The 25,427-nt window shown below is 74.4% G+C and carries 24 protein-coding genes and 1 riboswitch; of the genes, 13 read left to right on the top strand and 11 right to left on the bottom strand.

Annotated features, from left to right (window positions below; genetic code table 11):
* Positions 1 to 87: 87 nt before the first annotated feature.
* Positions 88 to 384 carry a DUF1905 domain-containing protein gene (locus tag ACFVS0_RS05470; RefSeq protein WP_430549545.1) on the top strand — a complete coding sequence of 99 codons (297 nt, stop codon included), beginning with the start codon at positions 88 to 90 and terminating at the stop codon, positions 382 to 384.
* Positions 385 to 394: 10 nt separating this feature from the next.
* Here ACFVS0_RS05470 and ACFVS0_RS05465 read toward each other — a convergent pair whose 3' ends face one another.
* The 4 genes from ACFVS0_RS05465 to ACFVS0_RS05450 form a co-directional block, all read right to left on the bottom strand.
* Positions 395 to 1,582: a CynX/NimT family MFS transporter gene (locus ACFVS0_RS05465; protein WP_430587382.1), complete on the bottom strand. Its 1,188-nt coding sequence runs from the start codon at positions 1,580 to 1,582 to the stop codon at positions 395 to 397.
* The gene (locus tag ACFVS0_RS05460) at positions 1,579 to 2,343 is read right to left on the bottom strand and encodes a FadR/GntR family transcriptional regulator (RefSeq protein ID WP_430586652.1); all 765 of its coding nucleotides are present in this window, start codon (positions 2,341 to 2,343) and stop codon (positions 1,579 to 1,581) included. Before ACFVS0_RS05460 ends, ACFVS0_RS05465 begins: the two co-directional genes overlap by 4 nt.
* Before the next feature lie 64 nt (positions 2,344 to 2,407).
* On the bottom strand, positions 2,408 to 3,046 hold the full coding sequence (locus ACFVS0_RS05455; protein WP_430549542.1) for a MarC family protein: 639 nt from the start codon (positions 3,044 to 3,046) through the stop codon (positions 2,408 to 2,410).
* On the bottom strand, positions 3,043 to 3,906 hold the full coding sequence (locus ACFVS0_RS05450) for a PHP domain-containing protein (protein WP_430549541.1): 864 nt from the start codon (positions 3,904 to 3,906) through the stop codon (positions 3,043 to 3,045). The genes ACFVS0_RS05455 and ACFVS0_RS05450 overlap by 4 nt, the downstream gene beginning before the upstream one ends.
* Before the next feature lie 173 nt (positions 3,907 to 4,079).
* Between ACFVS0_RS05450 and ACFVS0_RS05445 the strand changes: the two genes are divergently transcribed.
* The 3 genes from ACFVS0_RS05445 to ACFVS0_RS05435 all read left to right on the top strand — a co-directional run bounded on the left by ACFVS0_RS05445 (position 4,080) and on the right by ACFVS0_RS05435 (position 7,651).
* Positions 4,080 to 4,934, top strand: a complete 855-nt coding sequence (locus ACFVS0_RS05445) for an alpha/beta fold hydrolase (protein WP_430587381.1) — start codon at positions 4,080 to 4,082, stop codon at positions 4,932 to 4,934.
* Between the two features lie 58 nt (positions 4,935 to 4,992).
* Positions 4,993 to 6,552, top strand: coding sequence for an aminopeptidase P family protein (locus ACFVS0_RS05440; protein ID WP_430564192.1), 1,560 nt, complete (start codon positions 4,993 to 4,995; stop codon positions 6,550 to 6,552).
* Positions 6,553 to 6,700: 148 nt separating this feature from the next.
* On the top strand, positions 6,701 to 7,651 hold the full coding sequence (locus ACFVS0_RS05435) for a hypothetical protein (RefSeq protein WP_430587380.1): 951 nt from the start codon (positions 6,701 to 6,703) through the stop codon (positions 7,649 to 7,651).
* Positions 7,652 to 7,729: 78 nt separating this feature from the next.
* Here ACFVS0_RS05435 and ACFVS0_RS05430 read toward each other — a convergent pair whose 3' ends face one another.
* Positions 7,730 to 8,530: a general stress protein gene (locus tag ACFVS0_RS05430; RefSeq protein WP_430587379.1), complete on the bottom strand. Its 801-nt coding sequence runs from the start codon at positions 8,528 to 8,530 to the stop codon at positions 7,730 to 7,732.
* Between the two features lie 101 nt (positions 8,531 to 8,631).
* Between ACFVS0_RS05430 and ACFVS0_RS05425 the strand changes: the two genes are divergently transcribed.
* Positions 8,632 to 9,903, top strand: a complete 1,272-nt coding sequence (locus ACFVS0_RS05425) for a magnesium transporter MgtE N-terminal domain-containing protein (RefSeq protein ID WP_430549536.1) — start codon at positions 8,632 to 8,634, stop codon at positions 9,901 to 9,903.
* On the top strand, positions 9,896 to 10,399 hold the full coding sequence (locus ACFVS0_RS05420; RefSeq protein ID WP_430564189.1) for a DUF1003 domain-containing protein: 504 nt from the start codon (positions 9,896 to 9,898) through the stop codon (positions 10,397 to 10,399). The genes ACFVS0_RS05425 and ACFVS0_RS05420 overlap by 8 nt, the downstream gene beginning before the upstream one ends.
* Positions 10,400 to 10,432: 33 nt before the next feature.
* On the opposite strand, the gene ACFVS0_RS05415 is transcribed toward ACFVS0_RS05420, so the two are convergent.
* A complete protein-coding gene (locus tag ACFVS0_RS05415; protein ID WP_430587378.1) occupies positions 10,433 to 11,230 on the bottom strand; it encodes a maleylpyruvate isomerase N-terminal domain-containing protein in 798 nt (265 codons plus the stop codon).
* A 109-nt stretch (positions 11,231 to 11,339) separates the two neighbouring features.
* On the opposite strand from ACFVS0_RS05415, the gene ACFVS0_RS05410 reads away from it, so the two are divergent.
* The 4 genes from ACFVS0_RS05410 to ACFVS0_RS05395 all read left to right on the top strand — a co-directional run bounded on the left by ACFVS0_RS05410 (position 11,340) and on the right by ACFVS0_RS05395 (position 15,827).
* Positions 11,340 to 11,918 carry an AAA family ATPase gene (locus ACFVS0_RS05410; protein WP_430587377.1) on the top strand — a complete coding sequence of 193 codons (579 nt, stop codon included), beginning with the start codon at positions 11,340 to 11,342 and terminating at the stop codon, positions 11,916 to 11,918.
* A gap of 9 nt (positions 11,919 to 11,927) precedes the next feature.
* Complete coding sequence (locus ACFVS0_RS05405; protein ID WP_430549532.1) at positions 11,928 to 13,082, top strand: P-loop NTPase; 1,155 nt, start codon at positions 11,928 to 11,930, stop codon at positions 13,080 to 13,082.
* A gap of 74 nt (positions 13,083 to 13,156) precedes the next feature.
* Complete coding sequence (gene galK / locus ACFVS0_RS05400; protein ID WP_430587376.1) at positions 13,157 to 14,395, top strand: galactokinase; 1,239 nt, start codon at positions 13,157 to 13,159, stop codon at positions 14,393 to 14,395.
* Between the two features lie 121 nt (positions 14,396 to 14,516).
* Positions 14,517 to 15,827, top strand: coding sequence for an alkaline phosphatase (locus tag ACFVS0_RS05395; RefSeq protein ID WP_430587375.1), 1,311 nt, complete (start codon positions 14,517 to 14,519; stop codon positions 15,825 to 15,827).
* 95 nt (positions 15,828 to 15,922) lie between these two features.
* Here ACFVS0_RS05395 and ACFVS0_RS05390 read toward each other — a convergent pair whose 3' ends face one another.
* Together ACFVS0_RS05390 and ACFVS0_RS05385 are read right to left on the bottom strand one after the other, a co-directional pair.
* Complete coding sequence (locus ACFVS0_RS05390) at positions 15,923 to 16,744, bottom strand: exodeoxyribonuclease III (protein WP_430587374.1); 822 nt, start codon at positions 16,742 to 16,744, stop codon at positions 15,923 to 15,925.
* A gap of 57 nt (positions 16,745 to 16,801) precedes the next feature.
* The gene (locus ACFVS0_RS05385; protein ID WP_430549528.1) at positions 16,802 to 17,284 is read right to left on the bottom strand and encodes a VOC family protein; all 483 of its coding nucleotides are present in this window, start codon (positions 17,282 to 17,284) and stop codon (positions 16,802 to 16,804) included.
* 126 nt (positions 17,285 to 17,410) lie between these two features.
* Between ACFVS0_RS05385 and wecB the strand changes: the two genes are divergently transcribed.
* Complete coding sequence (gene wecB / locus ACFVS0_RS05380; RefSeq protein ID WP_430587373.1) at positions 17,411 to 18,802, top strand: non-hydrolyzing UDP-N-acetylglucosamine 2-epimerase; 1,392 nt, start codon at positions 17,411 to 17,413, stop codon at positions 18,800 to 18,802.
* On the top strand, positions 18,799 to 20,208 hold the full coding sequence (locus ACFVS0_RS05375; RefSeq protein WP_430587372.1) for a glycosyltransferase family 2 protein: 1,410 nt from the start codon (positions 18,799 to 18,801) through the stop codon (positions 20,206 to 20,208). Before wecB ends, ACFVS0_RS05375 begins: the two co-directional genes overlap by 4 nt.
* Positions 20,209 to 20,211: 3 nt before the next feature.
* Here the strand turns inward: ACFVS0_RS05375 and ACFVS0_RS05370 are convergent, their stop codons facing one another.
* From ACFVS0_RS05370 to glyA, 3 genes are all read right to left on the bottom strand, one after another.
* Complete coding sequence (locus tag ACFVS0_RS05370; protein ID WP_430549525.1) at positions 20,212 to 21,075, bottom strand: polyphosphate kinase 2 family protein; 864 nt, start codon at positions 21,073 to 21,075, stop codon at positions 20,212 to 20,214.
* Between the two features lie 83 nt (positions 21,076 to 21,158).
* A complete protein-coding gene (locus tag ACFVS0_RS05365) occupies positions 21,159 to 22,019 on the bottom strand; it encodes a bifunctional 5,10-methylenetetrahydrofolate dehydrogenase/5,10-methenyltetrahydrofolate cyclohydrolase (protein ID WP_430586666.1) in 861 nt (286 codons plus the stop codon).
* The gene (glyA, locus tag ACFVS0_RS05360) at positions 22,016 to 23,299 is read right to left on the bottom strand and encodes a serine hydroxymethyltransferase (protein ID WP_430549523.1); all 1,284 of its coding nucleotides are present in this window, start codon (positions 23,297 to 23,299) and stop codon (positions 22,016 to 22,018) included. Before glyA ends, ACFVS0_RS05365 begins: the two co-directional genes overlap by 4 nt.
* Positions 23,300 to 23,339: 40 nt before the next feature.
* A riboswitch (ZMP/ZTP riboswitch) is annotated at positions 23,340 to 23,427 on the bottom strand.
* A gap of 578 nt (positions 23,428 to 24,005) precedes the next feature.
* Between glyA and ACFVS0_RS05355 the strand changes: the two genes are divergently transcribed.
* Positions 24,006 to 25,370 (top strand): ABC transporter substrate-binding protein, encoded by a 1,365-nt coding sequence (locus ACFVS0_RS05355; RefSeq protein WP_430587371.1) that lies wholly within the window; start codon positions 24,006 to 24,008, stop codon positions 25,368 to 25,370.
* Positions 25,371 to 25,427 lie beyond the last annotated feature (57 nt).

The raw sequence follows: 25,427 nt of genomic DNA, 5'->3' as shown, positions 1-25,427 counted from the left end.
TTCCTTTCCTCTCCTCCCCTTCTCTCTTGGCGCCCCCCCCCCCCCCCACGCTCGATGCGTGTCCGGGGCACGACGTACCGTGCGGGGATGCGTCTGACGTTCTCGGCCCCGCTGTGGCAGTGGCAGGTGCGCACGGACTCGTGGTGGTTCGTCACCGTGCCGCCCGAGGAGTCGGACACGCTCGCCGAGCTGCCGCTGCCGCCGCGCGGGTTCGGGTCGATCAAGGTCACCGTGACCGTCGGCACGACGACGTGGTCGACGTCGGTGTTCCCCAGCGACGAGCAGCAGGGCTACGTGCTGCCGATGAAGAAGGCGGTGCGCGTGGCCGAGGGCCTCGAGCCCGGCGCGACGGTGCGCGTCACGCTCGAGCCCGTCGGCCTCTGAGCACGGGCGGTCAGCGGACGATCTCGTCCCGCCCGGCGAACCACGCCGCGACGCCCTGCACCAGGGACGCCACGACGAGGAGCACCAGCGGCGCCGTCCAGGAGCCGGTGGCGTCGTGGGCGACGCCGAGCCCGAGCGGACCGCAGGCGGCGAGCACGTAGCCCGCGCTCTGCGCCATGCCCGACAGCTCGGACGTGCGCGCCGCGTTCTCGGTGCGCAGGGCCATGAGGGTCAGCGCCAGGCTGATGCCGCCGCCCTGGCCGAGGCCGAGCAGCACCACCCACAGCACGGCGGCGCCCGGGGCGAGGAGGAGCCCCAGCAGGCCGGTCAGGATGAGCGCGACGATGACCACGCCGAGCGCGCGCTGCCGCCGCAGGCGACCCGCGAGCACGGGCGTGACGAACGAGCCCACGATGCCGAGCAGGTTGGTCAGCGCCAGCATCCACCCGCCCACCGCGATGCTCCGCCCGGAGGCGACGAAGATCTCCGGCAGCCACGCGTTCACCGCGTAGAACGACAGCGACTGCGTGCCCATGAGCACGGTGACCGCCCAGGCCAGCGGGCTGCGCCACACCGACCGCACGGCGTCGGCGGGCGTGGCGCCCGGCGGCCGCAGCGTGCCGACGGGGCCGGCCGAGCGGAGCGCGCGCGGCGCCCAGACGACCGCGCCGAGCACGGCGAGCAGCCCCCACGACGCGAGGGTGGCGCGCCAGTCCATGCCGGTGGCCGTCGCGATCGGCACGGTGAGGCCCGCGGCGAGCGCGGCGCCGCCGGACAGGGCCATCGAGTACAGCCCGGTCATGAGCCCGACCCGGTCGGCGAAGTCGCGCTTGATGAGGGCGGGCAGCAGCACGTTGCCGAGCCCGATCGCGGAGCCGACGGCGAGCGTGCCGACCAGCAGCGGCGCGATCCCGGGCACGAGCCGCAGGGCGAAGCCGAGGCACAGCAGCACGAGGCTGCCGAACAGCGCGCGCTCCAGGCCGACCCGGCGGGCCAGCCCGGGCGCCACGGGGGCGAGGATCCCGAAGCACAGGACGGGCAGCGTCGTGAGGACGCCGCCCGCGGTGGCGCTCAGCCCCTCCTCGGCGAGGATCTCGCCCAGCAGCGGTGAGACGGCGACCACGCCGGGGCGCAGGTTGAGCGCGGCGAGGACGATGGCGAGGACGGCCCCCGCCCCGAGCGGGCGACGCAGGCTCACGCGTCCACCTCCGTCGTCGTGCCGGACGTCGACCCCGTCGCGGCGCCGGCGGCCTGGTCGACGAGGTGGGCGCGGACGGCCGCCATCGTGGCCTCGACGGCGCGCTCCGCGGCGTCGGGGTCACCGGCGGCGACGGCGGCGACGACCTCGCGGTGGCCGGGCACGTCGCGGTGGTGGCGGCCGTGGGCGTCGGTGGCGAGGGTGCGGACGAGCACGTGGTCGATGCCGTCGTAGAGCTCGGCGAGCAGGGCGTTGCCGGCGGACCGCACCAGCTCGGCGTGGAACGCGACGTCGGCGGCCCGGAAGTCGTCCTCGCCGCCCTCGCGGGCGGCGGCCTCCTGGGCGGCCAGCGCGCCCCGCAGCGCGGCGAGGGCGCCGTCGTCGTGCCGGCCGGCGGCGGCGCGCGCGGCCCCGCGCTCGAGGACGGAGCGCACCTCGAGCACCTGCAGCGCGTCGGAGGTGCGTGCCCGGCGCCTGATGGCGGCGTCCAGGCCGCTGGCGGCGCGCACGTAGGTGCCGTCGCCGCGCCGCGGCTCGAGGATCCCCGCGTGCTCGAGGGCGCGCACGGCCTCGCGGACCGTGTTGCGGCCGACGCCGAGCCCGGCGACGAGCTCGGGCTCGGCGGGGATACGGGACCCGACGGGCCACTCCCCCCGCTCGACGAGGTCGGTCAGGTGCTCGACGACGAGCTCGGAGACCTTGCGGGGCGGGGAGATCGGCGACGTCATGGGCATGGCCGGGGGCTGGACGGACTCGGGCACCGAAAGACCCTAACATCCCATGTTTGCGATCCCGGGGGCCTCGACCGCGGCCGGCTTCCGGGCGCTACTGCGCCATCTTGACGAACTCGGTGACCGCCGTGGCGATCTGCTGCACCGCGATCGCCGCGAGCAGCAGGCCCGCGATCCGGGTCACCAGCGTGACTCCCGACTCCCGCAGCACCCGGTGGATGACGTTCGCGAACCGCATCGACAGGTACAGGCACACGTGCACCAGCACGATCGCCACCGCGATGGCGATCAGCTGCGGCGCTCCGCCGGAGTCCGACACCCGGGTCTGCTGGACGAACACCATCGTGGCGACGATCGCGCCCGGCCCCGCCAGCAGCGGTGTGCCCAGCGGCACGAGCGCCACGTTGACGCCCTTGTTGCCCGACGGCGAGGGCTCCTCCATCTTGCCGGTGAGCAGCTCCATCGCGATGAGGAGCAGCAGCAGCCCGCCGGAGGCCTGGAGCGCCGGCAGCGTGATGCCCATGTAGTGCAGCACCTGCTGGCCGAACAGCGCGAAGACCACGATGACGCCGAACGCGACGAGGATCGCCTGGCGCGCGGCGCGGTTGCGCTGCTTGGCCCCCATCGCCGACGTCAGCCCCAGGAACACGGGCACCGTGCCGGGCGGGTCCATGATGACGAACAGGGTGACGAACACCTCGGTGAACAGCGCGGTGTCGAGCACCGCGCTCACGGGCGGATCACGTCCAGCAGACCTCTTTCCTCGATCTGGGCGAGCACCTCGGGAGCGGTCGTGCGCTCCCCGATGCGGTTGAGCTTCCCGGTGCCGTGGTAGTCGCTGGAGCCCGTGACGAGCAGCCCCAGCTCCCCTGCCAGGCCGCGCAGCCGGTCGCGGGTGGCGGCGTCGTGGTCGCGGTGGTCCACCTCGAGCCCGGCGAGACCGGCGGCGGCGAGCGCCGCGATCGTCTCCTCGCTCACGGTGCGACCGCGCGCCCCCGCGCCCGGGTGCGCCATCACGGGCACCCCGCCCGCACCCAGCACCGCGCGCACGGCGGCGTCGGTGTCCGGGGCGTAGTGCGGCACGTAGTACCGGGCGCCGGGGTGCAGCATCGTCGCGAACGCCTCGTCCCGCGACGCCACGACGCCCGCCGCGACCAGCGCGTCCGCGAGGTGCGGGCGGCCGACCGTCGCGTCGTCGCCCGTCTGCGCGACGACGTCGTCCCACGTCAGCGGGAAGTCCTCCGCGAGGCGCTCGGTCATGCGCCGGGCCCGCGTGAGGCGGTCGTCGCGGGTGCGGTCGCACTCGGCGCGCAGGACGGCGTCGTCGGGGTCGTGCAGGTAGGACAGCAGGTGCACGCTGATGCTGCCGCCCTCGGTCGTGACGCGCGTGGAGATCTCGGTGCCCCGCACCAGCGCGACCCCGGTCGTCGCGACGGCGTCGGAGGCCTCGGCCCAGCCCGCGGTCGTGTCGTGGTCGGTGAGGGCGACCACGTCCAGCCCGGCCCCGGCCGCCGCCTCGAGCACGCCGCGCGGGGAGTCCGTGCCGTCGGAGGCCCGCGAGTGCGTGTGGAGGTCGATCCGGGGCGGCGTCACGATCACCGATTCTAGGGAGCCCTGCGCGCCCGCACGCGCGAAACGGCGTCCCCGCGGTGCGACGTCGGACACTCCCGCCGACCGCGCCCGTGAAGATCTCGGCACAACCTCTCCACCCCGCCCGCCGCCGTCGCCCCCGACACGCCCCGACCGGCAGGGCACCATCGTTCGCGATGAACCTCCCCAGCGCCGACGTCGCCCTGCCTCCCGCCCCGGCCTCCGCCCTGCCCTCCGAGCCCGGCACCGACCCCGCACCGCAGCGGGCCGGGATCGTCTTCGTGCACGGCATGCGCACGTCGTCGGCGATCTGGGAACGGCAGGTCGAGCACGTGCGCGACGCCGGGCACGACGCCGTCGCCGTCGACCTGCCCGCCCACGGCGCGCGCCACCGGGAGCGGTTCTCCATGCCGCGGGCGTTCGACGTGCTCGACGAGGCGGCCGGGTCGTTCGGCGCCGGCCGGCCGGTCGTCGTCGTGGGGCTGTCGCTCGGCGGGTACACCTCCCTCGCGTGGGCGGCGCACCACGCCACCGTCGCCACCTCCACCCCTCTGTCCGGCGTCGTCGCCGCGGGCTGCAGCTCCGACCCCAAGGGCAAGCCCGTCGCCCTGTTCCGGGACGTCGCGCACCTCGCCGTCACCGGCACGACGGCGGTGCGCCGCGGGGCGCGCGACGCCGCCCGCGCCTGGCGCACCGCGCTCGCGGGCGGCCGGTCGCCCGCCGGCGGTCTCGAGGTCGCGGGCCTCCTGGGCGACGCCGCCCCGCGGCCCGGCTGGGACATCGTCACCGACGCGCTCACCCACCTCGCGGGCCGCTCGTCGGTGGCCAGCACGCGCGCCCTGCGCGTGCCCGTGTGGTTCGTCAACGGCGCGCGCGACCGGATGCGGCTCGAGGAGTCGCGGCACGTGGCGGCCGCCGAGCGAGGGGCGCTCGTCGTCGTCCCGGACGCCGGCCACGACGTCAACTCCGACGCCCCGGACGCCTTCAACCGCGTGCTCACGCGGGCGCTGCACGACTTCGCGCGCGCGTGACGAGCGCCGCCGCCGACGGCCGTCCCAGGCCCTCCCTGCGGGTGGGACACTGGGAAGCATGACCGACACCACCCCCGTCGACGAGACCGCGCCCGCCGCCCCTGCGAGCACCGAGGACCGCGGCAGCAACCGTTCCCAGCGCCCCGTCTCGGAGGCGTTCAAGTCGTTCATCACCTCGCAGTGGGGCGAGCGCGCCGACCTCGGCGTCGAGCCCGGCGAGGCCGTGCCCTACACGGCGGAGCGCCGCGCCAAGCTGTCGGCCCGCTTCCCGGGCGCCCGGCTCGTGGTGCCCGCCGGCCCGCTCAAGGTGCGCTCCAACGACACCGACTACCGGTTCCGCCCGCACTCCGCGTTCGCGCACCTCACCGGCCTGGGCACCGACCAGGAGCCCGACGCGGTGCTCGTGCTGCACCCCGTGGCCGACGGCGAGGGCGACCCGGACGGCAACGGCAACGGCACGCACCACCACGCGGTCCTGTACGTCCGTCCGCTCGCCGCGCGCGACACCGAGGAGTTCTACGCCGACTCGCGCTACGGCGAGTTCTGGGTGGGCGCGCGGCCGTCGCTCGACGACGTCACGACGCTCACCGGCGTCGAGGCCCGCCACGTCGACGAGCTGCGCGACGCGCTCGCCAAGGACGTCGGCGCGGACGGCGTGCGCGTGCTGGTCGTGACCGGCGCGGACGAGAACGTCGAGACGCTCGTCGAGGCCATCCGCGAGGAGGCCGGCGTCGAGGCGGAGGCGGACGACGAGTCCCTCGTCGAGGCGGCGTCCGAGATCCGCCTGGTGAAGGACGCCCTCGAGCTGGAGCACCTGCGCGAGGCCGTGGCCCGCACCATCGAGGGCTTCGAGCAGGTCGTGCCGGTGCTGCCGAAGGCCGTCGCGCACCGCCGCGGCGAGCGCGTCATCGAGACGACGTTCGACGCGCACGCCCGGCTCGAGGGCAACACCGTCGGCTACGAGACCATCGCCGCGGCCGGCGAGCACGCCACCACGCTGCACTGGATCACCAACGACGGCGTGGTCCGCTCCGGCGAGCTCGTGCTGCTGGACGCCGGCGTCGAGGTCGACTCCCTCTACACCGCGGACATCACGCGCACCCTGCCCGTCGACGGCGAGTTCACCGACGTGCAGCGCCGCATCTACACCGCCGTGCTCGACGCCGCCGACGCCGCGTTCGCCGTCGCCAAGCCGGGGACGAAGTTCCGGGAGATCCACGCCGCCGCGATGGAGGTCATCGCCGCCCGCCTCGAGGAGTGGGGACTGCTGCCCGACGGTGTCACCGCCGAGGTGTCCCTCTCCCCCGAGGGCCAGCAGCACCGCCGCTGGATGGTGCACGGCACCAGCCACCACCTCGGCCTGGACGTGCACGACTGCGCGCAGGCGCGCCGCGAGCTCTACCTGGACGGCGTGCTCGAGCCCGGCATGGTGTTCACCATCGAGCCCGGCCTGTACTTCAAGGCCGACGACCTCGCCGTGCCCGAGGAGTACCGCGGCATCGGCGCGCGGATCGAGGACGACGTCCTGGTCACCGCCGACGGCAACGAGAACCTGTCGGCCGCGCTCCCCCGCCGTCCCGAGGACGTCGAGGCCTGGATGGCCCGCCTGCGCGGCTGACCCCGCCCTGTCTGTTCGGCAACGGGTAGATCAGTTCGGTACGTGACCATGCCGAAGTGATCCACCCGTTGCCGAACTGAACCCGGACCCACCGACCTTGTCCACAGGCGGACGTCCGGACCTGGTCCGATCCGGCACCCTCGTCGGCATGGTTCATGACGACCAGGTCGTCCTCGCCGGCGAGCTGCAGAGGCATGTGCTCGACCGGGCGAGGCAGGAGGGCGAGCTCGAACGGCTGCGCCGCGGCGCGTACCGCCTTCGCGAGGAGCCCCGGGACGAGCACCGGTCCCGCACGGCGCGACGACGCGCCGAGGCGGTCGCCCGGGCGGCCCACCGGCAGCTCGACGCCGATCACGTGTTCAGCCACGAGACGGCGGCGATGCTCCACGGCCTGCGTCTGTGGCGTCCGCCGGCCACCACGCACGTGGTCCAGGACTACCGGCGATCGGGGCGCGCCGCCGAGGACCTGCGGCGACACCTCATGGTCCTGCCGCCCGAGCAGCGCGAGGTCCGGGACGGGCTGCCGGTCACCACCCTGGCCCGCACCGTGGCGGACTGCGCACGCTCGATGCACCCGCTCGAAGCACTCGTCCTCGCGGACGACGCCCTGGCACGAGGGCTCGACCCGGAGGAGTCTCGCGCCGTGACCGCCGTCGCGCGCCGGCGCAACGGCACCCGGCGGGCGGCGTGGGTGCTGGATCACGCAGACGGAGGCAGCGACTCCGCGTGGGAGACCTGGCTCCGGTATGTCGCACTGCGCTCCGGGCTGCCTCGGCCGGTCACCCAGGCGCCGATCACCACGTCACGCGGCGTCTTCCACTGCGACCTCGGCTGGCCGGACTGGTCCGTGTACGCGGAGTTCGACGGCCTGGCCAAGTACCGCGACGGCGGTGTCCGGCCCGGCCACGACGCCGCGCGGGAGCTGCTCCAGGAGAAGGCACGGTTCGACGCCATCCGCGCCACCGGTGTCAACCCGGTCCGGGTGACCGCGGTCGGGAACGCCCGACTGGGTGAGGTGGCGAACGCGCTGGCCGCGAGGTTCCCAGGAGCTCTGCGGCGGAAGCTCCGCACGCATCCGCTGTTGCCTCCGCCGCCCTGACTGACCTATCAGCTCGGCACTGGCTGGATCAGTTCGGCACGTCGAGGTACCGAACAGATCCACCCGGTGCCGAAGAGATCAGGGCCGGGGCGGGCGGTAGGGGTCGTCCTGCTCCGGCGACTTCGGCTCAGCGCCTTCGGCACCCGACGGCGGCTGGCCCTGCTGCTCCGGAGCGTGCGGCTCCGTCGGCGGGGCCGGGGGCTGCGGCGCCGGGGCCGGCTCCTCCGGTCGCATGGCGCCGTACCGCGGGGCGCCGCTGGGAGTGGTCCAGCGCGGGTCGGGAGTGCGCGGCGCGGCAGGGGCCGCGGGGGCGGCGGGGGTGCCGGCGGCGGGCGCGCCGACCGGCGGGGTCGGGGTCGTGGTCGCAGCGGTCGCACCGTGCCGGGCCTTGCCCAGCCCGCCGGGGGACTCCCGGAGCATGGACCGCGCCTCGCCGGCCTGCTCCGCCGCGCAGAGGATCGCGTAGGTCGACGCGACGATCTGCGACGACGACGTGAAGTCGCGGCGCCCGCCGGTCAGCGCGTACGAGAGCACGGAGAAGAGCAGCCCGAAGCCCGCACCGAGGCCGATGCCGACGAGCAGCACGCCGCCCATGCCGGTGCCGCCGAACAGGCTCAGCAGCAGGCCGACGAAGAAGCCGAACCACGCACCCGACAGGGCGCCCGCGAGCGCCACCCGGCCGTACGAGAGGCGCCCGGTGACCCGCTCGACCATGCGCAGGTCGGTGCCGACGATGGTCACGTGCTCGACGGCGAACTTGTGGTCCGACAGGTAGTCGACGGCCTGCTGGGCCTCGAGGTACGTGTCGTACGCGGCGACCTCGTCCCCCGCCGGGAGGGTCGGGACGCGGGGCACGGCGTTCGGGCGGCTGAAGCTCATTCGCCCAGTCTGGCCCAGTCGTGGCCCCTGCACCACCACACCACCCTCGCCGCACGCCCGCTACCAGGACCGACGGGCCCGCCCCGCGTAGGCTGACCGACGTGAGCGCGGCAACCAGGGTCTTCGTGGCACGGCTCGCCGGCACCCAGGTCTTCGACCCGATCGGTGACGAGGTGGGGCGCGTGCGCGACGCCGTCGTGCTGATCCGCGCCAAGGGCGCGCCCCGCGCGGTGGGGCTGGTCGTCGAGGTCCCAGGACGTCGGCGCGTCTTCCTCCCGCTGACGCGGGTCACCGCGATCGACGCGGGCCAGGTGATCTCGACGGGCCTGCTCAACATGCGCCGGTTCGAGCAGCGGGCGATGGAGTCGCTGGTGCTGGGCGAGCTGCTGGACCGCACGGTCCGCTTCGCCGACGGCTCCGGCGAGGCCACCGTCGAGGACCTGTCGATCACGCGGCAGCGCACGGGCGACTGGTTGGTGGACCAGCTCTTCGTGCGCCGCAAGCAGCCCTCCCGCGGGCTGTCGCTACGCCGGCGCGGGGAGACGCTCGTCGTGCCGGTGGACGCGGTCACGGGGCTCGCCGGTTCCACCCAGGAGCAGGGGGCCACGAAGCTGCTGGAGGCGTACGAGGACCTGCGCCCGGCGGACCTCGCGGACGTGCTGCACGAGCTCGGCGACACCCGCCGCCTCGAGGTGGCGAGCGCGCTCGACGACGAGCGGCTGGCGGACGTGCTCGAGGAGCTGCCGGAGGACGACCAGGTCGCCATCGTGTCCCGCCTGGACTCGGGACGAGCGGCCGACGTCCTCGAGGCCATGCAGCCCGACGACGCCGCCGACCTGCTCAACGAGCTGCCCGACGAGCAGGCGGCCCGCCTCCTGGAGCTCATGGAGCCGGAGGAGGCGAAGGACGTGCGTCGGCTGCTGTCCTACGACGAGGACACGGCGGGCGGCCTCATGACCACCGAGCCGGTGATCCTCGGCCCGGAGACGTCGATCGCGACCGCGCTGGCGCAGATCCGCAAGCAGGACCTGCCGCCGGCGCTGGCGTCGATGGTGTTCGTGGTGCGGCCGCCGCTGGAGACGCCCACGGGCCGGTTCCTCGGCGTCGCGCACTTCCAGCGGCTGCTGCGCGAGCCCCCGCACGCGTCCGTGGGGTCGGTGCTCGACACGGACACGGAGTGGCTGACGCCGGACGCCCCGGTGGGCCGGGTGACCCGCCTGCTGGCGGCCTACGACCTGCTCGCGCTGCCCGTCCTCGACACCGAGAAGCGGCTGCTGGGCGCGGTCTCCGTGGACGACGTGCTCGACCACATCCTCCCGGACGACTGGCGCGAGCACATCGACGAGAACCTCCAGGAGGTGCCGCGTGGCTGACCGCCTGGACCAGCCGAAGGAGGCCCGGCGCACCCTCATCCCGCGGCCGCAGATGGACCAGGACGCGGTGGGCCGCGCCACGGAGGGCATCGCCCGGTTCCTCGGCACGCCGCGCTTCCTCATCTACCTCACCGTGTTCTGCGCGGTGTGGCTGGCGTGGAACTCCTGGGGCCCGGAGTCGCTGCGGTTCGACAGCGCGTCGAACGGCTTCACGGCGCTCACGCTCATGCTGTCGCTGCAGGCGAGCTACGCCGCGCCGCTCATCCTGCTCGCGCAGAACCGGCAGGACGACCGCGACCGCGTCACCGCCGAGCAGGACCGGCAGCGGGCGGAGCGCAACCTCGCCGACACGGAGTACCTGGCTCGCGAGATGGCGGCGCTGCGGATCGCGCTGGGCGAGGTCGCGACGCGCGACTTCGTCCGCTCGGAGATCCGGAACCTGCTCGAGGAGCTGGACGAGAAGGAGTCCGAGCGCAGCCGGGACGCCTCGTCCTGACGGGGCGGCGACGCTCCCCGGGCTCCGCGCCCGTCACTGCATGGCGTCGACGGCGGCGGCGCGCAGCGCGTCCACGGCCCCGGCGTCGCCGGTGACGCGCAGCCCCCCGGACCCACCGCGGCCCCACAGCCACAGGTCGAGGTCCGCGGCGGCGCCGGCGACGACGGCGTCAGGCTCGCCGTCGGGCGGGACCAGCCGCCCGGCGGGCACGTCGTACTCCCGGCCGGACTCCGGCCCGGTCCCTCGCACCCGCCCGAGCTCGACGTCCCAGCGATGCGGCGCCTCGCCGTGGGCGTCCACGACGACGGCGACGGTGCCGCCCGCCGGGGTGAACGCCGTCCAGGCCGGGTGCCCGCCGAGCAGGACGTCGAGCACCTCGTCGACGCCGTCCGCCGCGACGTCGGGGTCGAGCGGCGTGACCCGGCCGCCGGCCGCCTGCTCGGCGTCGACGCGGTGGACGAGCGCCTCGTGCTGCTGGCGCCGTGCCACCCACCCGACCGTGTGGCCGTCCGGGTGCCAGGACCAGCACGGCTCGCGCGGGTCACGGCCCGCGAGCGCGGCGACGAGGTGCGCCGTGGCGTCGTGCACCAGCCCCACGAGGGCGGCGGCGTCCGTGGGCCGCTCGAGCGGGACGACGTCGGCGCCCGGCAGGCCGGCACCCGGCTCGCGGCCCACCACGGACGCCCAGAACGCCTGCACCGACGCGACGTGGAAGGCCAGGTCGCGGGCCGTCCAGCCCGGGCAGGCCGGCACCTCGGCGTCGGCGGGCGCGGCACGCACGGCCGCCACGAGCAGGGCCGAGTCTCGTGCCAGGGAGGCCAAGGCGTCCATGCACGTCAACGTAGCCCCGGGCACCTCGGACCGCGCGACGCCGTGCCGTCGCGCTGCCCGGTATCCTCCCGCTCGCGGGATTTGGTCGACTGCCGGAGGAGGCGACGGCGTGGCGCGGCAGGTGGTGCTGGTCAACGGGCTGCCCGGGGCGGGCAAGACGACGCTGGCGCGCCCGCTCGCCGCGCGTCTCGGTGCGCCGTGGCTGGGGAAGGACGCCGTCAAGGAGGCCCTGGCCGACGCCGTCGGGCCGGGCGCCCCGTCCCTGGTCGGGGCGCCCGCCGTCGGGGCGGCGGCCATGGAGGCGGTGTGGCGCCTGGCCGCGGCGGCGCTGCCGCGCGTCGTCGTCGAGTCGTGGTGGTTCCGGCCCCGCGACCTGGACCACGTGCTGCGCGGGCTCGCGACCGCGGGCGCGGACGCCGTCGTCGAGGTGTGGTGCGACGTACCGCCCGACGTCGCCCGCGCGCGCTACGAGGCCCGCACGGGCCGCCACCCCGTGCACGCCGACCGTCGCGACCTGACCGCCGAGTGGGCGGCCTGGTCCGCCGCGGCCGCGCCGCTCGCCCTCGGCCCGGTGGTGCGGCAGGACACGACCCGCCCGGTCGACGTCGGTGCGCTGGCGCTCCGGGTGACGACGGCGCTGTCGGGCCGTGACCCACGACGCACCGGCGTCACCGCCCGCCGCACCTAGGATCGAGGCATGACCTCCGGCTCCCCCGACGGCTCCGCACCGCTGACCGACCGCGTCCGCACCGCCCTGACGTCGGTGGTCGACCCGGAGATCCGCCGGCCCATCACGGACCTGGGCATGGTGCGCTCGGTGGACGTGCACGACGGCGGCCACGTGACCGTGGGGGTGGACCTCACGGTGGCCGGCTGCCCCATGAAGGGCACCCTGGTGCGCGACGTCACCGCCGCCGTCGAGGCGCTCGACGGCGTGACGGGCGTGGACGTGCAGCTCGGCGTCATGACCCCGGAGCAGCGCCAGTCGCTGCGCTCGCAGCTGCGCGGCGGTGCGGGCGACCCGGTGATCCCCTTCGCGCAGCCCGGCTCCCTGACCAAGGTGTACGCGGTCGCGTCCGGCAAGGGCGGCGTGGGCAAGTCGAGCGTCACGGCGAACCTCGCCGCCGCGATGGCGGCCGACGGGCTGAGCGTCGGCGTCGTGGACGCGGACATCTACGGCTTCTCCATCCCCCGCATGCTGGGCGTCGACCGCCAGCCCACCCGCGTCGACTCGATGCTGCTGCCCCCGATCGAGCACGGCGTGAAGGTCGTGTCGATCGGCATGTTCGTGCCCGCGGGGCAGCCGGTGGTGTGGCGCGGGCCGATGCTGCACCGCGCGCTGGAGCAGTTTCTCGCGGACGTGTTCTGGGGCGACCTCGACGTGCTGCTGCTCGACCTGCCGCCCGGCACCGGCGACATCGCGATCTCGGTGGCGCAGCTGCTGCCCGGCAGCGAGATCGTCGTCGTGACGACGCCGCAGGCCGCCGCGGCGGAGGTCGCGGAGCGTGCCGGCTCGATCGCCACGCAGACGTCGCAGGGCGTCGTCGGCGTGGTGGAGAACATGTCGTGGCTGGAGCAGCCGGACGGGTCACGGCTCGAGGTGTTCGGGTCCGGCGGCGGGCAGCGCGTCGCGGACCGGCTGGGCGCCACGCTGGGCACGCCGGTGCCGCTGCTGGGGCAGGTGCCGCTCGACGTCGCGGTGCGCGCCGCGGGCGACGACGGCACGCCGGTGGTGCTCAGCGACCCGGACTCCGCCGGGGCGCGCGTGCTGCGCGACGTCGCCCGCTCCCTGGCCGGCCGCTCGCGCGGCCTCGCCGGCATGCGGCTGAACCTCAGCCCCGTCCAGGGCTGACCCGCGATACCCTCCCCCGGGCGCCGCGCCGGCGCCCGCACCTGCCGTCCCGCCCGCGAAGGAGCTGTCCCGCCATGAGCACGCCCGAGTGGCTCGAGTCCTGGTCCGACGACGAGGGGGCGCGCCGCGTCCGCGACCTGTTCGCCCGGGTCTTCGCCGACGGCGGAGCACCCGACGGCGTCTGGTCCGCCCCCGGCCGGGTCAACCTCATCGGGGAGCACACCGACTACAACGGCGGCCTCGCGCTGCCGACCGCGCTGCCGCACCGTACGTACGTCGCGCTGCGCCACCGGGACGACGACGTCGTGCGCCTCGGGTCCGCGCAGGCGCCGGGCGAGGTCTGGTCGGCGCGACTGGCCGACGTCGCGCCGGGCGCGGTGACGGGCTGGGGCGCGTACGTCGCGGGCGTCGCGTGGGCGCTCGCGCAGGACGGGCACGAGGTGCGCGGCTTCGAAGCCGTCGTCGACTCGTGCGTGCCGTTCGGCGCGGGGCTGTCGTCCTCGGCCGCGCTGGAGTGCGCCGTCGCCGTGGCCCTCGACGAGACGGGCGGCCTCGGGCTCGCGGGGGACGACGCCGGCCGCGCGGCCCTCGTCACGGCCTGCGTGCGCGCGGAGAACGAGATCGCCGGCGCCCCGACGGGCGGCATGGACCAGGCCGCGTCGCTGCGCGCCACCGCGGGTCACGCGCTGCTCGTCGACTCGCGGCCCGGGCTGTCCCCGCTGGAGTCCGGCACGCCGGTGCCGTTCGACCTGGCGGCCGCCGGCCTCACGCTGCTCGTCGTCGACACCCGGGCGGAGCACGCCCTCGTCGACGGCCAGTACGCCGAGCGGCGCGCCACGTGCGAGCGCGCGGCGGGCCTCCTCGGCGTGGAGACGCTGCGCGAGGTGGACCCGGCCCGCCTGGACGAGACGCTCGCCGCGCTCGCGCCGCAGGACCCGGACGGCGTGCTGCGCCGCCGCGTGCAGCACGTGGTCACGGAGATCGCGCGCACGGCGCAGTTCCGCGACCTGGTCGCGGCAGGCCGGACGGACGAGGTCGGCCCGCTGATGGTCGCGTCCCACGCCTCGCTGCGGGACGACTACGAGGTCTCGGCCCGCGAGCTGGACCTGGTCGTCGACGCCGCGCTGGCCGCCGGCGCGCTGGGCGCCCGCATGACCGGCGGCGGGTTCGGCGGCTCGGCGATCGCGCTCGTCCGGGCCGACGAGGTCGAGCAGGTCGCCGACGGCGTCGACAAGGCGTTCGCGGACGCCGGGCTGCGGGCCCCGGGCTTCCTCCTCGCCCCGCCGTCCGCCCCGGCGGGCCGGACCGCCTGACCGGGCTGCCCGACCGCGACCTGCGACGTCTCCTCCCAGATGCCGGTGACGCGGGCACCTGCCTACGGTGCGAGGGCCCGGCGGCAGCAGCGCCGCCGGCCCGATCGTTCGAGGAGGAGCGATGGCAGCACGCACCACGATGCGCCGCGTCGGAGCGGCGGCGCTCACGGCGATGGTCGCCGCGGGGACGGCAGTCGGCGCGACGGCCGGCGGTGACGACGACCGCGGGTACGGCGGGCACGACACACGACACGACGCACGGCATGACAGGGACCGGGCACGGAACGTCATCGTGCTCCAGGGCGACGGCATGGGCCTGGCGGCCCGGGAGCTGATCCGCCTCGCGACCGTGGGCAAGGACGGCCACCTCGTGATGGACACCCTGGACGAGGCCGGCTGGACCGCGACGGACTCCGCCGACCCCGAGGAGGCCGTGACCGACTCCGCCGCCGGTGCGACGGCGTTCGCCACGGGCGTCCGGACGTTCAACGGGGCCGTCGGCGTCGACGCCGACGGCAAACCCGTCCCCACCCTGCTCGAGGACGCGAAGCGCGCCGGCAAGGCCACCGGCCTCGTCTCGACGGCGCAGGTCACCGACGCGAGCCCGGCCGCGTTCGGCGCGCACGTCACCGACCGGTACGACCAGAGCGAGATCGCGCGGCAGTACCTGGAGGAGTCCCGGCCGGACGTCCTGCTGGGCGGGGGCGAGGACTTCTGGTACCCGGAGGGCGAGCCCGGCGCGTGGCCCGACAACCCCCCGGAGGACCCGGAGGAGCAGAGCAAGGGCACGGAGGGCAATCTCGTCGAGCGGGCCCAGGAGCTCGGGTACACGTACGTGAGCGACGCCGAGGGGCTCGCGGACGCCGACGGCCGGAGGCTGCTCGGGCTGTTCGCGAACGAGGAGATGTTCCAGCAGGCGAACGAGGGCGAGGGGGACGTCTACGCCCCCGAGGTGCCGCTGGTCGACATGGCCGCCAAGGCCCTCGAGGTGCTGCAGCGCGACCGCGACGGCTTCTTCCTCTTCCTCGAGGAGGAGGCGATCGACGAGTTCGCGCACCAGAGCAACGCGACGCGCACCGTCGAGGCCGGCCGGTCGCTCGACGAGACCGTCGCCCTCGCCCTCGACTTCCAGAAGAAGCACCGGGACACGCTGGTGCTCGTCGTCGGCGACCACGCCACGGGCGGGCTCGCGATCGAGAACGTCGACCCGGAGGACGAGTCGGGCGAGGGCGCGACGGCGGAGGACGGCCCCTTCCCGGTCCCGGGCACCGACCTCGAGTTCACCGTCGACTGGACCACCGGCGGGCACACGGGCGAGGCCACCCCGATCACCGCGCAGGGGCCCGGCGCCGAGCGGCTGTCCGGGCCGCAGCTCAACACCGACGTGCACGACGCCGTCCAGCGGGCGATGTTCCCGCGCGGCCACCGCTGACCTGTAGCACCGACCGCGGTGAGCATGATCCTGGCCCTGTTCTGGTGGCAGAACAGGGCCAGGATCGTGCTCACCGCGCCACGGCGGGCGGCGGGCTACAGGTCGTAGGTCGCGACGACGGCGGCGTGGTCGGACCAGCGCTCCTCGTAGGTGGGGGCGCGGTCGACCTCGACCTTGACGGCGCGCGACGCGAGCGCGGCGTTGGCGAGCTGGTAGTCGATGCGCCAGCCGCGGTCGTTGACGTACGACTGCCCGCGCCAGGACCACCAGGTGTAGGGGCCGGGGCCCTCGCCCCCGTGCGCGCGGCCGAGGTCGGCCCAGCCGAGCTCGTCCAGCCAGCGGTCCACGTAGGCCCGCTCCTGCGGCAGGAAGCCGGCGCTCTTGAGGTTGCCCTTCCAGTTCGCGATGTCCTCGTTCCGGTGGGCGACGTTGAGGTCTCCCGCCACGACGGCGGGGTGCTCGGCGGCGGCGAGCTCGGCCAGGCGCGTGGTGACCTTCTCGAGGTGGGCGTACTTGGCCGCCATGGTGTGCTCCTGGCCCGGGGCGTTGGAGCCGGAGTGGAGGTACGCGGAGACGACGGTGAGCAGGCCGCCGCCCGGCAGCTCGACGTCGGCCTCGACCCAGCGGCCGGTGTCCACGGGCGGCTCGGGCTCGCCGTCCGGGCCGTGGGCGGCGAGGCCCGTCCGGACGGCGCGCAGCGGCAGGCGCGACGCGACGGCCACGCCCGCGCGTCCCTTGAGGTCGCTGGGCAGGTGGGCGACGTGCCAGCCCTCGAGGTACTCGTGGACCAGCTCGTCGGGGGCCCGCACCTCCTGCAGCAGCAGCACGTCGGGGGTGCGGGCGGCGATCCAGGCGTCCATGTTGCGACGGAAGGCGGCACGGATGCCGTTGACGTTGGCGGTGGCGACGGTCAGCACGCCAGACATCCCACCACAGGACGCCGACACCCCACGGCCGCGCCGGCGTCGGGTGCGTCACTCCCCGCGGTAGGCGGCCTCCAGCCCGGCGACGTCGATCTTGCCCATCTTCAGCATCGCGTTCATGGTGCGCAGGTTCGCCTCCGTCGTGTAGTCGCCGGACAGCTCCTCGAGCTGCTTCGGGATCACCTGCCACGAGATGCCGAACTTGTCCTTGCACCAGCCGCAGGGCCCGGGCTCGCCGCCGTCCGACGTGAGCACCTCCCAGTACCGGTCCACCTCGTCCTGCGAGTCCACCCGCAGGTAGAAGCTGAACGCCTCGTTCAGCCGGAACTCCGGGCCGGCGTTCAGGCCCGTCACAGGAAGCCCCGCTACCGTGAACTCGACGACGAACGGTTCACCGGCCTCCGCCCCCGGCACCCCCTCGGGCGACGTGAGCACCGACTCCACCGACGACCCCGGGATGTGCTCGGCGTAGAAGGCCGCCGCCTCGTGCGCGCGGTTGTTCCCGAACCACAGGTGCGTGCGTGCGGTCACCATGGCCGCTCCCTCCTGACGGGCACCGTCCCTCACGGCCGGTGCGTGCACCCTTCCGACCGCCGGACGGACCGTCACTCATCGGTGCGAGCGCGCCGCACCCGCACCCCGCTCGACGAAGGTAGAGAGATGCCGCTTCCCGTCAGCCCCGAGATCCTGGTCGTGCTGGGCACCCGCCCGGAGGCGATCAAGCTGTTCCCGCTGATCCAGCGCCTGCAGGACCATCCGCGCCTGCGCCCGGTCGTCGTGACGACCGGGCAGCACCGGGAGCTCGTGGACTACGTGCTGCAGGAGGCCGGGTGCGAGGTCGCCGGCGACCTCGGCGTCGGCCGGCCGGGGCTGACGCTGAACCAGCTCTCGTCGTCGGTGATCGCCGGGCTGGACGAGTTCGTCTCCGGCCGGTACGGCCCTCCGCCCGAGCGGATCAGCGGGCGCGTCCGCGAGGACCACTACCCCGCGGCGTGCATCGTGCACGGCGACACCTCCAGCGCCGCGGCGGCCGCGGTCGCCGCCTTCCACCTGCGCATCCCCGTGCTCCACGTCGAGGCCGGCCTGCGCACGGGGACCACGCTCTCGCCGTTCCCCGAGGAGCTCAACCGCCAGCTCGTCGCACGCATCGCCTCCTTCCACGCGGCGCCCACCCGGAGCAACGTGCAGAACCTCGTGCGCGAGGGCGTCGACATCGGCCGCACGTACGTCACCGGCAACACCGGCATCGACGCGCTGCGGTGGGCCGCCGCGCGCGAGATGCCGTACGGACGGCCCGAGCTGGCCTGGCTGGAGGACGACGGGAGCTCGCGCGTCGTCACCGTCACCGCCCATCGGCGGGAGAACTGGGGCGGCGGCATCGCGAGCATCGCGCGGGCGGTGCACCGGCTGGCCGACGCCCACCCGGACGTCCGGTTCGTGGTGCCCGTGCACCCGAACCCGCGGGTCGCGCAGGCCGTGCGCGACGAGCTCGGCGCCGTCGACGCCGTGACCCTCACGGCGCCCATGGAATACCACACTTTCGCCCGCCTGCTGGCGCGGTCGGCCCTGGTGATCACCGACTCCGGCGGGATCCAGGAGGAGGCGCCGGCGCTCGGCGTCCCCGTGCTCGTCGCCCGCACCACCACGGAGCGCACCGAGGGCGTCGAGGCGGGCACCCTCGAGCTGGTGGGCACCGACGCCGACACGATCGTCGCCGCCGCCACCCGCGTGCTCACCGACCCCGCCGCCCACGCCGCGTTCTCCCGGCAGCCCAACCCGTACGGGGACGGGCACGCCGCGGAGCGCATCGTCGACGCCCTGGAGCACCTGGTCTTCGCCTCCCCCGTGCCGCAGACGTCGGGGCCCGGCTTCGTGCGCGCCCAGGTGCTGGAGTGGGCGGGCTTCCACCGCACCGACGCCGTCGACGGGCCGGAATACGTGCGCGAGCCCACGCCGGTGGACCGCGTGCCGGCGGACCTCGAGGGCGTGGTCATCGCCCCGCGGTCGACGGTCGCCCCCTACGGTGCCCCGGCCGACGGGGCGGCCGGGTGAGCGGCGCCGCAGCGGCGGCGACGGTCGCCGCGACCGCCCCCTGGTGGGACCCCTACCGCGGCATGCCGGTGGGCGTGCAGGTGCTCATGTGGTTCCTGCTCGCCCTCACGCTCGTCACCGTCGGGGTGATCGTGTGGCTCGTGGTGCGCGCGTGGTTCGAGCGCCGCCGGCAGCGCCGCGCCGTCGAGCGGGCGCGGGAGGACGAGTACCTGTGGGTCTTCGTGGTCCCCGCGCTGAACGAGGAGGTGACGATCGCCGACAGCGTCAGCCGCCTCGTCGCCGTGCAGGCCACGCACAAGGCGATCGTCGTCGTCGACGACGGTTCCGACGACGGCACCCCCGAGGTGCTCGCCCGGCTGCGCGCCGAGGTGCCCGAGCTGAAGGTGCTGCGCCGCGAGCTGCCGAACGCCCGCGTGGGCAAGTCCGCCGGCCTCGACGACGCGTGGGAGTTCGTCCACGACCAGGTCCTCACCGGCCGCTACGCCGGCTGGCCGACGACGCGCGTCGTCGTCGGGGTCGTCGACGCCGACGGGCGCATCCCGGCCGACGCGCCGCGCGCGCTGGCCGGGGCGTTCACGGACGAGCGGGTGGGCGGCGTGCAGGCGCTGGTGCGCATCTACAACCGCCGGCACTACCTCACCTGGGGCCAGGACGTGGAGTTCGGGGTGATGGCGTACGTCTACCAGCTCGGGCGCTCCGCCTGGGGGACGGCGAACATGGGCGGCAACGGGCAGTACGTGCGCCTCGCCGCGCTGGACGACATCGTCGTCACGGAGAACCTGCCGCCCGGCGTCGCGCGGGGCCCGTGGCGCGACCGCCTCACCGAGGACCAGGACATCGGGGTGCGCCTGATCCGCGCCGGCTGGCTCGGCCGGCAGACCGTGCTGACGAGCGTGGACCAGCAGGGCGTGACCCGCCTGCGCCGCCTGTTCACGCAGCGCGTCCGCTGGGCGCAGGGCAACTGGCAGGCGTTCTCGCTGCTGCGCGGGGCGCTGCGCGCGCCCGTGTCGCTGGGCGCGCGGCTCGACCACGTCGCGTACCTGCTCATGCCCCTGCTGCAGCTCCTCATGGGGCTCGGCCTGGTGCTCTCGCTGGCGTTCTGGCTGTTCGGCGGCGTCCCGTTCGTCTCCGGCTGGTGGCCGTCGCTCGTGTTCTTCGCGACGCTCACGCTGGTGCCGAGCTTCCTCACGCTGCTCATGACGACCGAGCCCGGGCGGCACCCGCTCCTGCGGGCGGTGTTCGGGCTCGTCCCGTACATGCTCTACACCTGGCTGCTGTGGCCGGTCGTCACCGTGGCGCTGGTCCGCGAGCTGGCCGGGCGGCGCAGCTGGACCAAGACGGACCGCGAGCCGCTCGACGCCAACCTGCCCGACGAGGCCGAGCAGCACCCCGCGCCGACGACCTGACGGTCACGACGCCGCGAGGCGCGCCTTCTCCTTCTCGACGTCGAACGTGGCTGCGGGCCACTGCGGGTCGATGTCCTCGAGCGCGTCCAGGAGGAGCGCCTGGACCGCCAGGCGGGCGTACCACTTGGCGTTCGCGGGGACGACGTACCAGGGCGCGTGGTCGGTGGAGGTGCGCTCGAAGACGGTCTGGAACGCGTCCATGTACCGGGGCCACTCCAGGCGCTCGTCGACGTCGCCCGGGTTGTACTTCCAGTGCTTGTCGGGGCGATCCAGGCGCTCGCCGAGCCGCGCCTTCTGCTCCTCGGGCGAGATGTGCAGCATGACCTTGACGATCCGCGTGCCCCGCGCGACCAGCTCGGACTCGAACGCGTTGATCGCGCCGTACCGCCGCTCGATCTCGTCCGGCGACGCGAGCTCGCGCACCTTCCCGATGAGCACGTCCTCGTAGTGCGAGCGGTCGAAGACCCCGATGTAGCCGGCCTCGGGGACCTCCTTCTCGACGCGCCACAGGAAGTCGTGGGCCAGCTCCTGCGGCGTCGGCTTCTTGAACGCCACGAGGTGGACGCCCTGCGGGTCGGTGGCGCCGATGACGTGCCGGACGATGCCGCCCTTGCCCGCGGAGTCCATCGCCTGGAGCACCAGCAGCACGGCCGGCGCGGACGGGTCCTCACGGCTCTGGGCGTACAGGCGTTCCTGCAGCTCGTCGAGCTCCTGCTCGCCGGCGAGCAGGTCGGCGGCGCCGTCCTTCTTCTTCCCGTCGTACCCGGGCTTGGAATCCGGGTCGACGTCCGCGAGCCGGAACCCCGGCCCCACCTTCAGGAGCTCGCCCGGCTCGCCCGACCACCCACGCTGGCTTCTCGCGACCATGCGCACATCATGGCGGACGCGACCGGGCCCGTCGCCCCCAAGGGGACGACGGGCCCGGTCGATGCTCGCGAGGGCGGGCGGCCCTACGGCCGCGCGGCGCGCTCCGCGGCTTCCACCGCGTTGCGGAACAGCATGGCGATCGTGGTGGGGCCCACGCCGCCGACGCGGGGCGTGATCGCCCCGGCGACCTCGGCGCACGACTCGTCCACGTCCGGCAGCAGCTTGCGGCCCTCGTACCGGACCCCGCCACCGACCACCGTGACGCCCGGCGTCAGGTGCTCGGGCTGCAGGATGCCCGGGACGCCGGCGGCCGCGATCACGATGTCGGCCCGCCTGGTGTACTCCGGCCAGTCCGGCACCCCGGTGTGGACCACGGTGACGGCCGCGTTCGCCGTCGGGCGCTTCTGCGAGAGCAGCAGGGCCAGGGGCCGCCCGAGCGTCGTGCCGCGGCCGAGGATGCAGACCTCACGACCGGCGACCGGGATCTCGTAGTGCGCCAGCAGCGTCTCGATCCCCGCTGGCGTCGCCGGCACCGGGCCGGGCATCCCGAGCGCGAGGCGCCCCATGTTCACGGGGTGCAGGCCGTCGACGTCCTTGTCCGGGTCCAGCGCGAGCATGGCCGCGTCGAAGTCGATCTGCGGGGGCGTCGGGTTCTGGATGAGGACGGAGTCGACGTCGTCGGCGTCGTTCATCTCCCGCACCGCCGCCAGGACGTCCGCCTGGGTGGCGTCCTGCGGCAGGTGGATGTGCGGCGAGGTGAACCCGAGCTCGGTCGCCTTGTCCATCTTCATCCGGATGTACCCGGCGCTCGCCGAGTCGTCCCCGACGAGGATCGTGCCGAGGCCGGGGCGGTGCCCCGCGGCGACCAGCGCGTCGATCCGCGGGGCGAGGTCCGCGAAGACCGCGTCCGCGACCGGCCTGCCCGGCAGCAGGCGGGCCGTCACTGCTGCAGCCCGGGGTAGAGCGGGAAGTCCGCCGTCAGCTTCGCGACGCGGGCCGCGAGGCCGTCGACGTCGGCCGCCGCGCCGTCGCGCAGGGCCACCGCGATGATGTCCGCGACCTCGGTGAACTCGGCGTCGCCGAACCCGCGGGTGGCGAGCGCCGGCGTGCCGATGCGCAGGCCGGAGGTGACGCGCGGCGGGCGCGGGTCGAACGGCACGGCGTTGCGGTTCACGGTGATGCCGGCGTCGTGCAGGAGGTCCTCGGCCTGCTGGCCGTCGAGCGACGAGTGGCGCAGGTCGACCAGCACGAGGTGCACGTCGGTGCCGCCGGTGAGGACGGAGACGCCCTGCTCCGCGACGTCCGCCTGCGACAGGCGCTCGGCGATGATCTGGGCACCGCGCAGCGTGCGCTCCTGGCGGTCCTTGAACTCGTCGGTGCCCGCGACCTTGAACGCGACGGCCTTGGCCGCGATCACGTGCATGAGCGGGCCGCCCTGCTGGCCCGGGAACACGGCCGAGTTGATCTTCTTGGCGTGCTCCTCCTTGCTGAGGATGAAGCCGGAGCGGGGGCCGCCGATGGTCTTGTGCACCGTGGAGGACACGACGTCGGCGTGCGGCACCGGGCTCGGGTGCAGACCCGCGGCGACGAGGCCCGCGAAGTGCGCCATGTCGACCCACAGCTTGGCGCCGACCTCGTCCGCGACCTCGCGGAACGCGGCGAAGTCGAGGTGGCGCGGGTACGCCGACCAGCCGGCGATGATGACGTCGGGGCGGTGCTCGAGGGCGCGCTTGCGCACCTCGTCCATCTCGATCCGGTACGACTGCGGGTCCACGCCGTAGGCGCCGACGTCGTAGAGCTTGCCGGAGAAGTTGATCTTCATGCCGTGCGTGAGGTGGCCGCCGTGGGCCAGCTCGAGGCCGAGGATCTTGTCGCCCGCGTTGATGAGGGCGTGCAGCACGGCCGCGTTGGCCTGCGCGCCGGAGTGCGGCTGCACGTTGGCGGCCTCGGCGCCGAACAGGTCCTTGGCGCGGGCGATCGCGAGGTTCTCCGCGATGTCGACCTGCTCGCAGCCGCCGTAGTAGCGGCGGCCCGGGTAGCCCTCGGCGTACTTGTTGGTGAGGACGCTGCCCTGCGCCTGCAGGACGGCGCGCGGCACGAAGTTCTCGCTCGCGATCATCTCGAGGGTGTCGCGCTGACGGGTCAGCTCGCCCTCGAGGACGGCGGCGATCTCGGGGTCGAGCTCGGCGAGGGGCGCGTTGAACGTGGGGTCGGGAGTGCTCATCTGGCGTTCTCCAGCTGTGTCGGACGGACGTGTCGGACGACGACCGGGCCCAGGCGAACGACCCGTCGTCTGCACAGCGCGTCGCTCCCCGGTGGTGATCCACCTGTACGCCAGTCGCGACCCTCGCGATCCTAGCAGCGCGCCCTCCGCCCCGGTCGAGACCTGCACGCCGCGCGCCCCGACCGACCGGCGAGGCACCCGGGCGCCCGCGAGGTAGCTGCAGTCACCGCGAGGTAGCTCGAACCTCGGCGAGGTAGTTCGGGTCACTGCGAGGTAGTTCGGGTCACCGCGAGGTAGTCCTGGAGCCGACGAGGTAGTGGTCGATCTGCCGACAGAGGTCTCCGATGTCACCCACGTCCGAGCTACCTCGCGGGAGCTCGCACTACCTCGCGGCCGATCGAACTACCTCGCGGTGACCCGAACTACCTCGCGGGATCGCGGACTACCTCGCGGGATCGCGGACTACCTGGTGGGAGCTCGCGCTACCTCGCCGGGGCTCGGACGACATCGCCCTGGGCTCGACGATCGTCGGCGCTCCTTGATCCGCCGCGACTTCTTCATCGTTGCAGGGCCGTGACCTGGGCCACTTGACCGCGCCCGTGAGGCCGTGCCAGATTGGGCGCCGTCGATGGCTCTTCATCGATGTAAACCGCATCGGGGCGACGCCGCGCCGGAGCGGACCGGATCTCCCCGAGAGGACCCCGTGATGAGGAAGTCACGCCTGATCGCCGGCATCGCCGCCGCGCTGGTGGCCACCAGCACCCTCGCCGCCTGCGGCTCCGGCGGCGGGAGCGGCGCCGACGACGGCACGCTCACGTTCATGTTCCGCGGCGGCGACGACGAGAAGAAGGCCTACCAGGAGGCCATCGACCGCTTCACCGAGGACACCGGCGTGAAGGTCAAGATGATCGTCACCTCGGCCGACCAGTACGCCCAGAAGCTCCAGGCGGCCGTCGCGGGCAACAAGGTGCCCGACGTCTTCTACATCGAGCAGGCCAGCCTGCAGTCCTACGTCGGCTCGGGCGTCCTCATGGACATCACGGACCAGGTCGCCGAGCAGGGGGTCGACCTCGACAACATCTGGCCGTACGGCGTCGACTCCTACCGTTTCGACGGCACGACCCAGGGCACCTCCGAGGGCCAGCTGTACGGCCTGCCCAAGGACATCGGCCCGTTCGCGTTCGGCTACAACGCCGACCTGCTGAAGGAGGCCGGCGTCGAGCGACCGGACCCCGACGAGCCCCTCACCTGGGACGAGTGGCTCGAGATCTGCAAGGAGCTCACCCAGGACACGGACGGCGACGGCGAGACCGACCAGTGGGGCACCGGCCTCAACGTGCAGTGGAACTCGCAGTCCTTCGTCTGGAGCAACGGCGGCGACTGGACCAACGAGGACCACACGCAGGTCACCGTCGACACCCCCGAGTTCGCCGAGGCCATCCAGTTCATCGCCGACCTCACCGAGGAGGGCGTCACCCCGAACCCCGAGCAGGCGCAGACCCTCGACACCTACCAGCGCTTCATGGCCGGGGAGATCGGCTTCTTCCCCGTCGGCCCGTGGGACATGAGCGTCTACAACGACCTCGACTTCGAGTACGACCTCATGCCCTGGCCCGTCGGCAAGACCGGCGAGACGGCCACCTGGGTCGGCTCGCTCGGCATCGGCGTCTCCGCCACGACCGCGCTGCCCGAGGACGCCGTGAAGCTGGCCACCTACCTGTCCACGGACGAGACGGCGCAGCAGACCCTCGTCGACGCCAGCATCCAGATCCCGAACCGGATCGACACGGCGCAGGAGTGGGCCGGCGAGGTCGAGAAGGACGACTCGCTGAAGCCGAAGAACCGCCAGGAGTTCCTCGACATCGCCGAGGACTACGGGCGCGAGATGCCCGCGTCGTTCACCTACGGCGCCGAGTGGTACGACGAGCTCTGGGTCGGCATCCAGCCCGTGCTCGACGGCAAGCAGCAGGCGGCCGACTACCTCGCCGAGGTGCAGCCGCGCATGCAGGAGCTGCTCGACCAGTCGAACGCCCAGGCGGAGCAGGCCGCGGCGGCGGGCTCCGCGCCCTGATCCGGCCCCTCCCCTGACCCCCGCGGTGGGGGGGGGGGGGGGAGGGGGAGGGGGAGG

This window comes from Isoptericola sp. NPDC058082 (assembly GCF_042885055.1).
Classification (GTDB): Bacteria; Actinomycetota; Actinomycetes; order Actinomycetales; family Cellulomonadaceae; genus Isoptericola.
Note: the sequence above shows the minus strand (reverse complement) of the source record. Positions and strands in the feature narration are given on the sequence as shown.

Bases quoted from the DNA above. Each gene is read 5' to 3' on its own strand.
- ACFVS0_RS05385 (WP_430549528.1), bottom strand. From the start codon at position 17,284: ATGGTGACCGCACGCACGCACCTGTGGTTCGGGAACAACCGCGCGCAC.
- ACFVS0_RS05435 (WP_430587380.1), top strand. From the start codon at position 6,701: ATGGTTCATGACGACCAGGTCGTCCTCGCCGGCGAGCTGCAGAGGCAT.
- ACFVS0_RS05470 (WP_430549545.1), top strand. From the start codon at position 88: ATGCGTCTGACGTTCTCGGCCCCGCTGTGGCAGTGGCAGGTGCGCACG.
- glyA (WP_430549523.1), bottom strand. From the start codon at position 23,299: ATGAGCACTCCCGACCCCACGTTCAACGCGCCCCTCGCCGAGCTCGAC.
- ACFVS0_RS05395 (WP_430587375.1), top strand. From the start codon at position 14,517: ATGGCAGCACGCACCACGATGCGCCGCGTCGGAGCGGCGGCGCTCACG.
- ACFVS0_RS05445 (WP_430587381.1), top strand. From the start codon at position 4,080: ATGAACCTCCCCAGCGCCGACGTCGCCCTGCCTCCCGCCCCGGCCTCC.
- wecB (WP_430587373.1), top strand. From the start codon at position 17,411: ATGCCGCTTCCCGTCAGCCCCGAGATCCTGGTCGTGCTGGGCACCCGC.
- ACFVS0_RS05440 (WP_430564192.1), top strand. From the start codon at position 4,993: ATGACCGACACCACCCCCGTCGACGAGACCGCGCCCGCCGCCCCTGCG.
- ACFVS0_RS05415 (WP_430587378.1), bottom strand. From the start codon at position 11,230: ATGGACGCCTTGGCCTCCCTGGCACGAGACTCGGCCCTGCTCGTGGCG.
- ACFVS0_RS05355 (WP_430587371.1), top strand. From the start codon at position 24,006: ATGAGGAAGTCACGCCTGATCGCCGGCATCGCCGCCGCGCTGGTGGCC.
- galK (WP_430587376.1), top strand. From the start codon at position 13,157: ATGAGCACGCCCGAGTGGCTCGAGTCCTGGTCCGACGACGAGGGGGCG.
- ACFVS0_RS05405 (WP_430549532.1), top strand. From the start codon at position 11,928: ATGACCTCCGGCTCCCCCGACGGCTCCGCACCGCTGACCGACCGCGTC.
- ACFVS0_RS05370 (WP_430549525.1), bottom strand. From the start codon at position 21,075: ATGGTCGCGAGAAGCCAGCGTGGGTGGTCGGGCGAGCCGGGCGAGCTC.
- ACFVS0_RS05430 (WP_430587379.1), bottom strand. From the start codon at position 8,530: ATGAGCTTCAGCCGCCCGAACGCCGTGCCCCGCGTCCCGACCCTCCCG.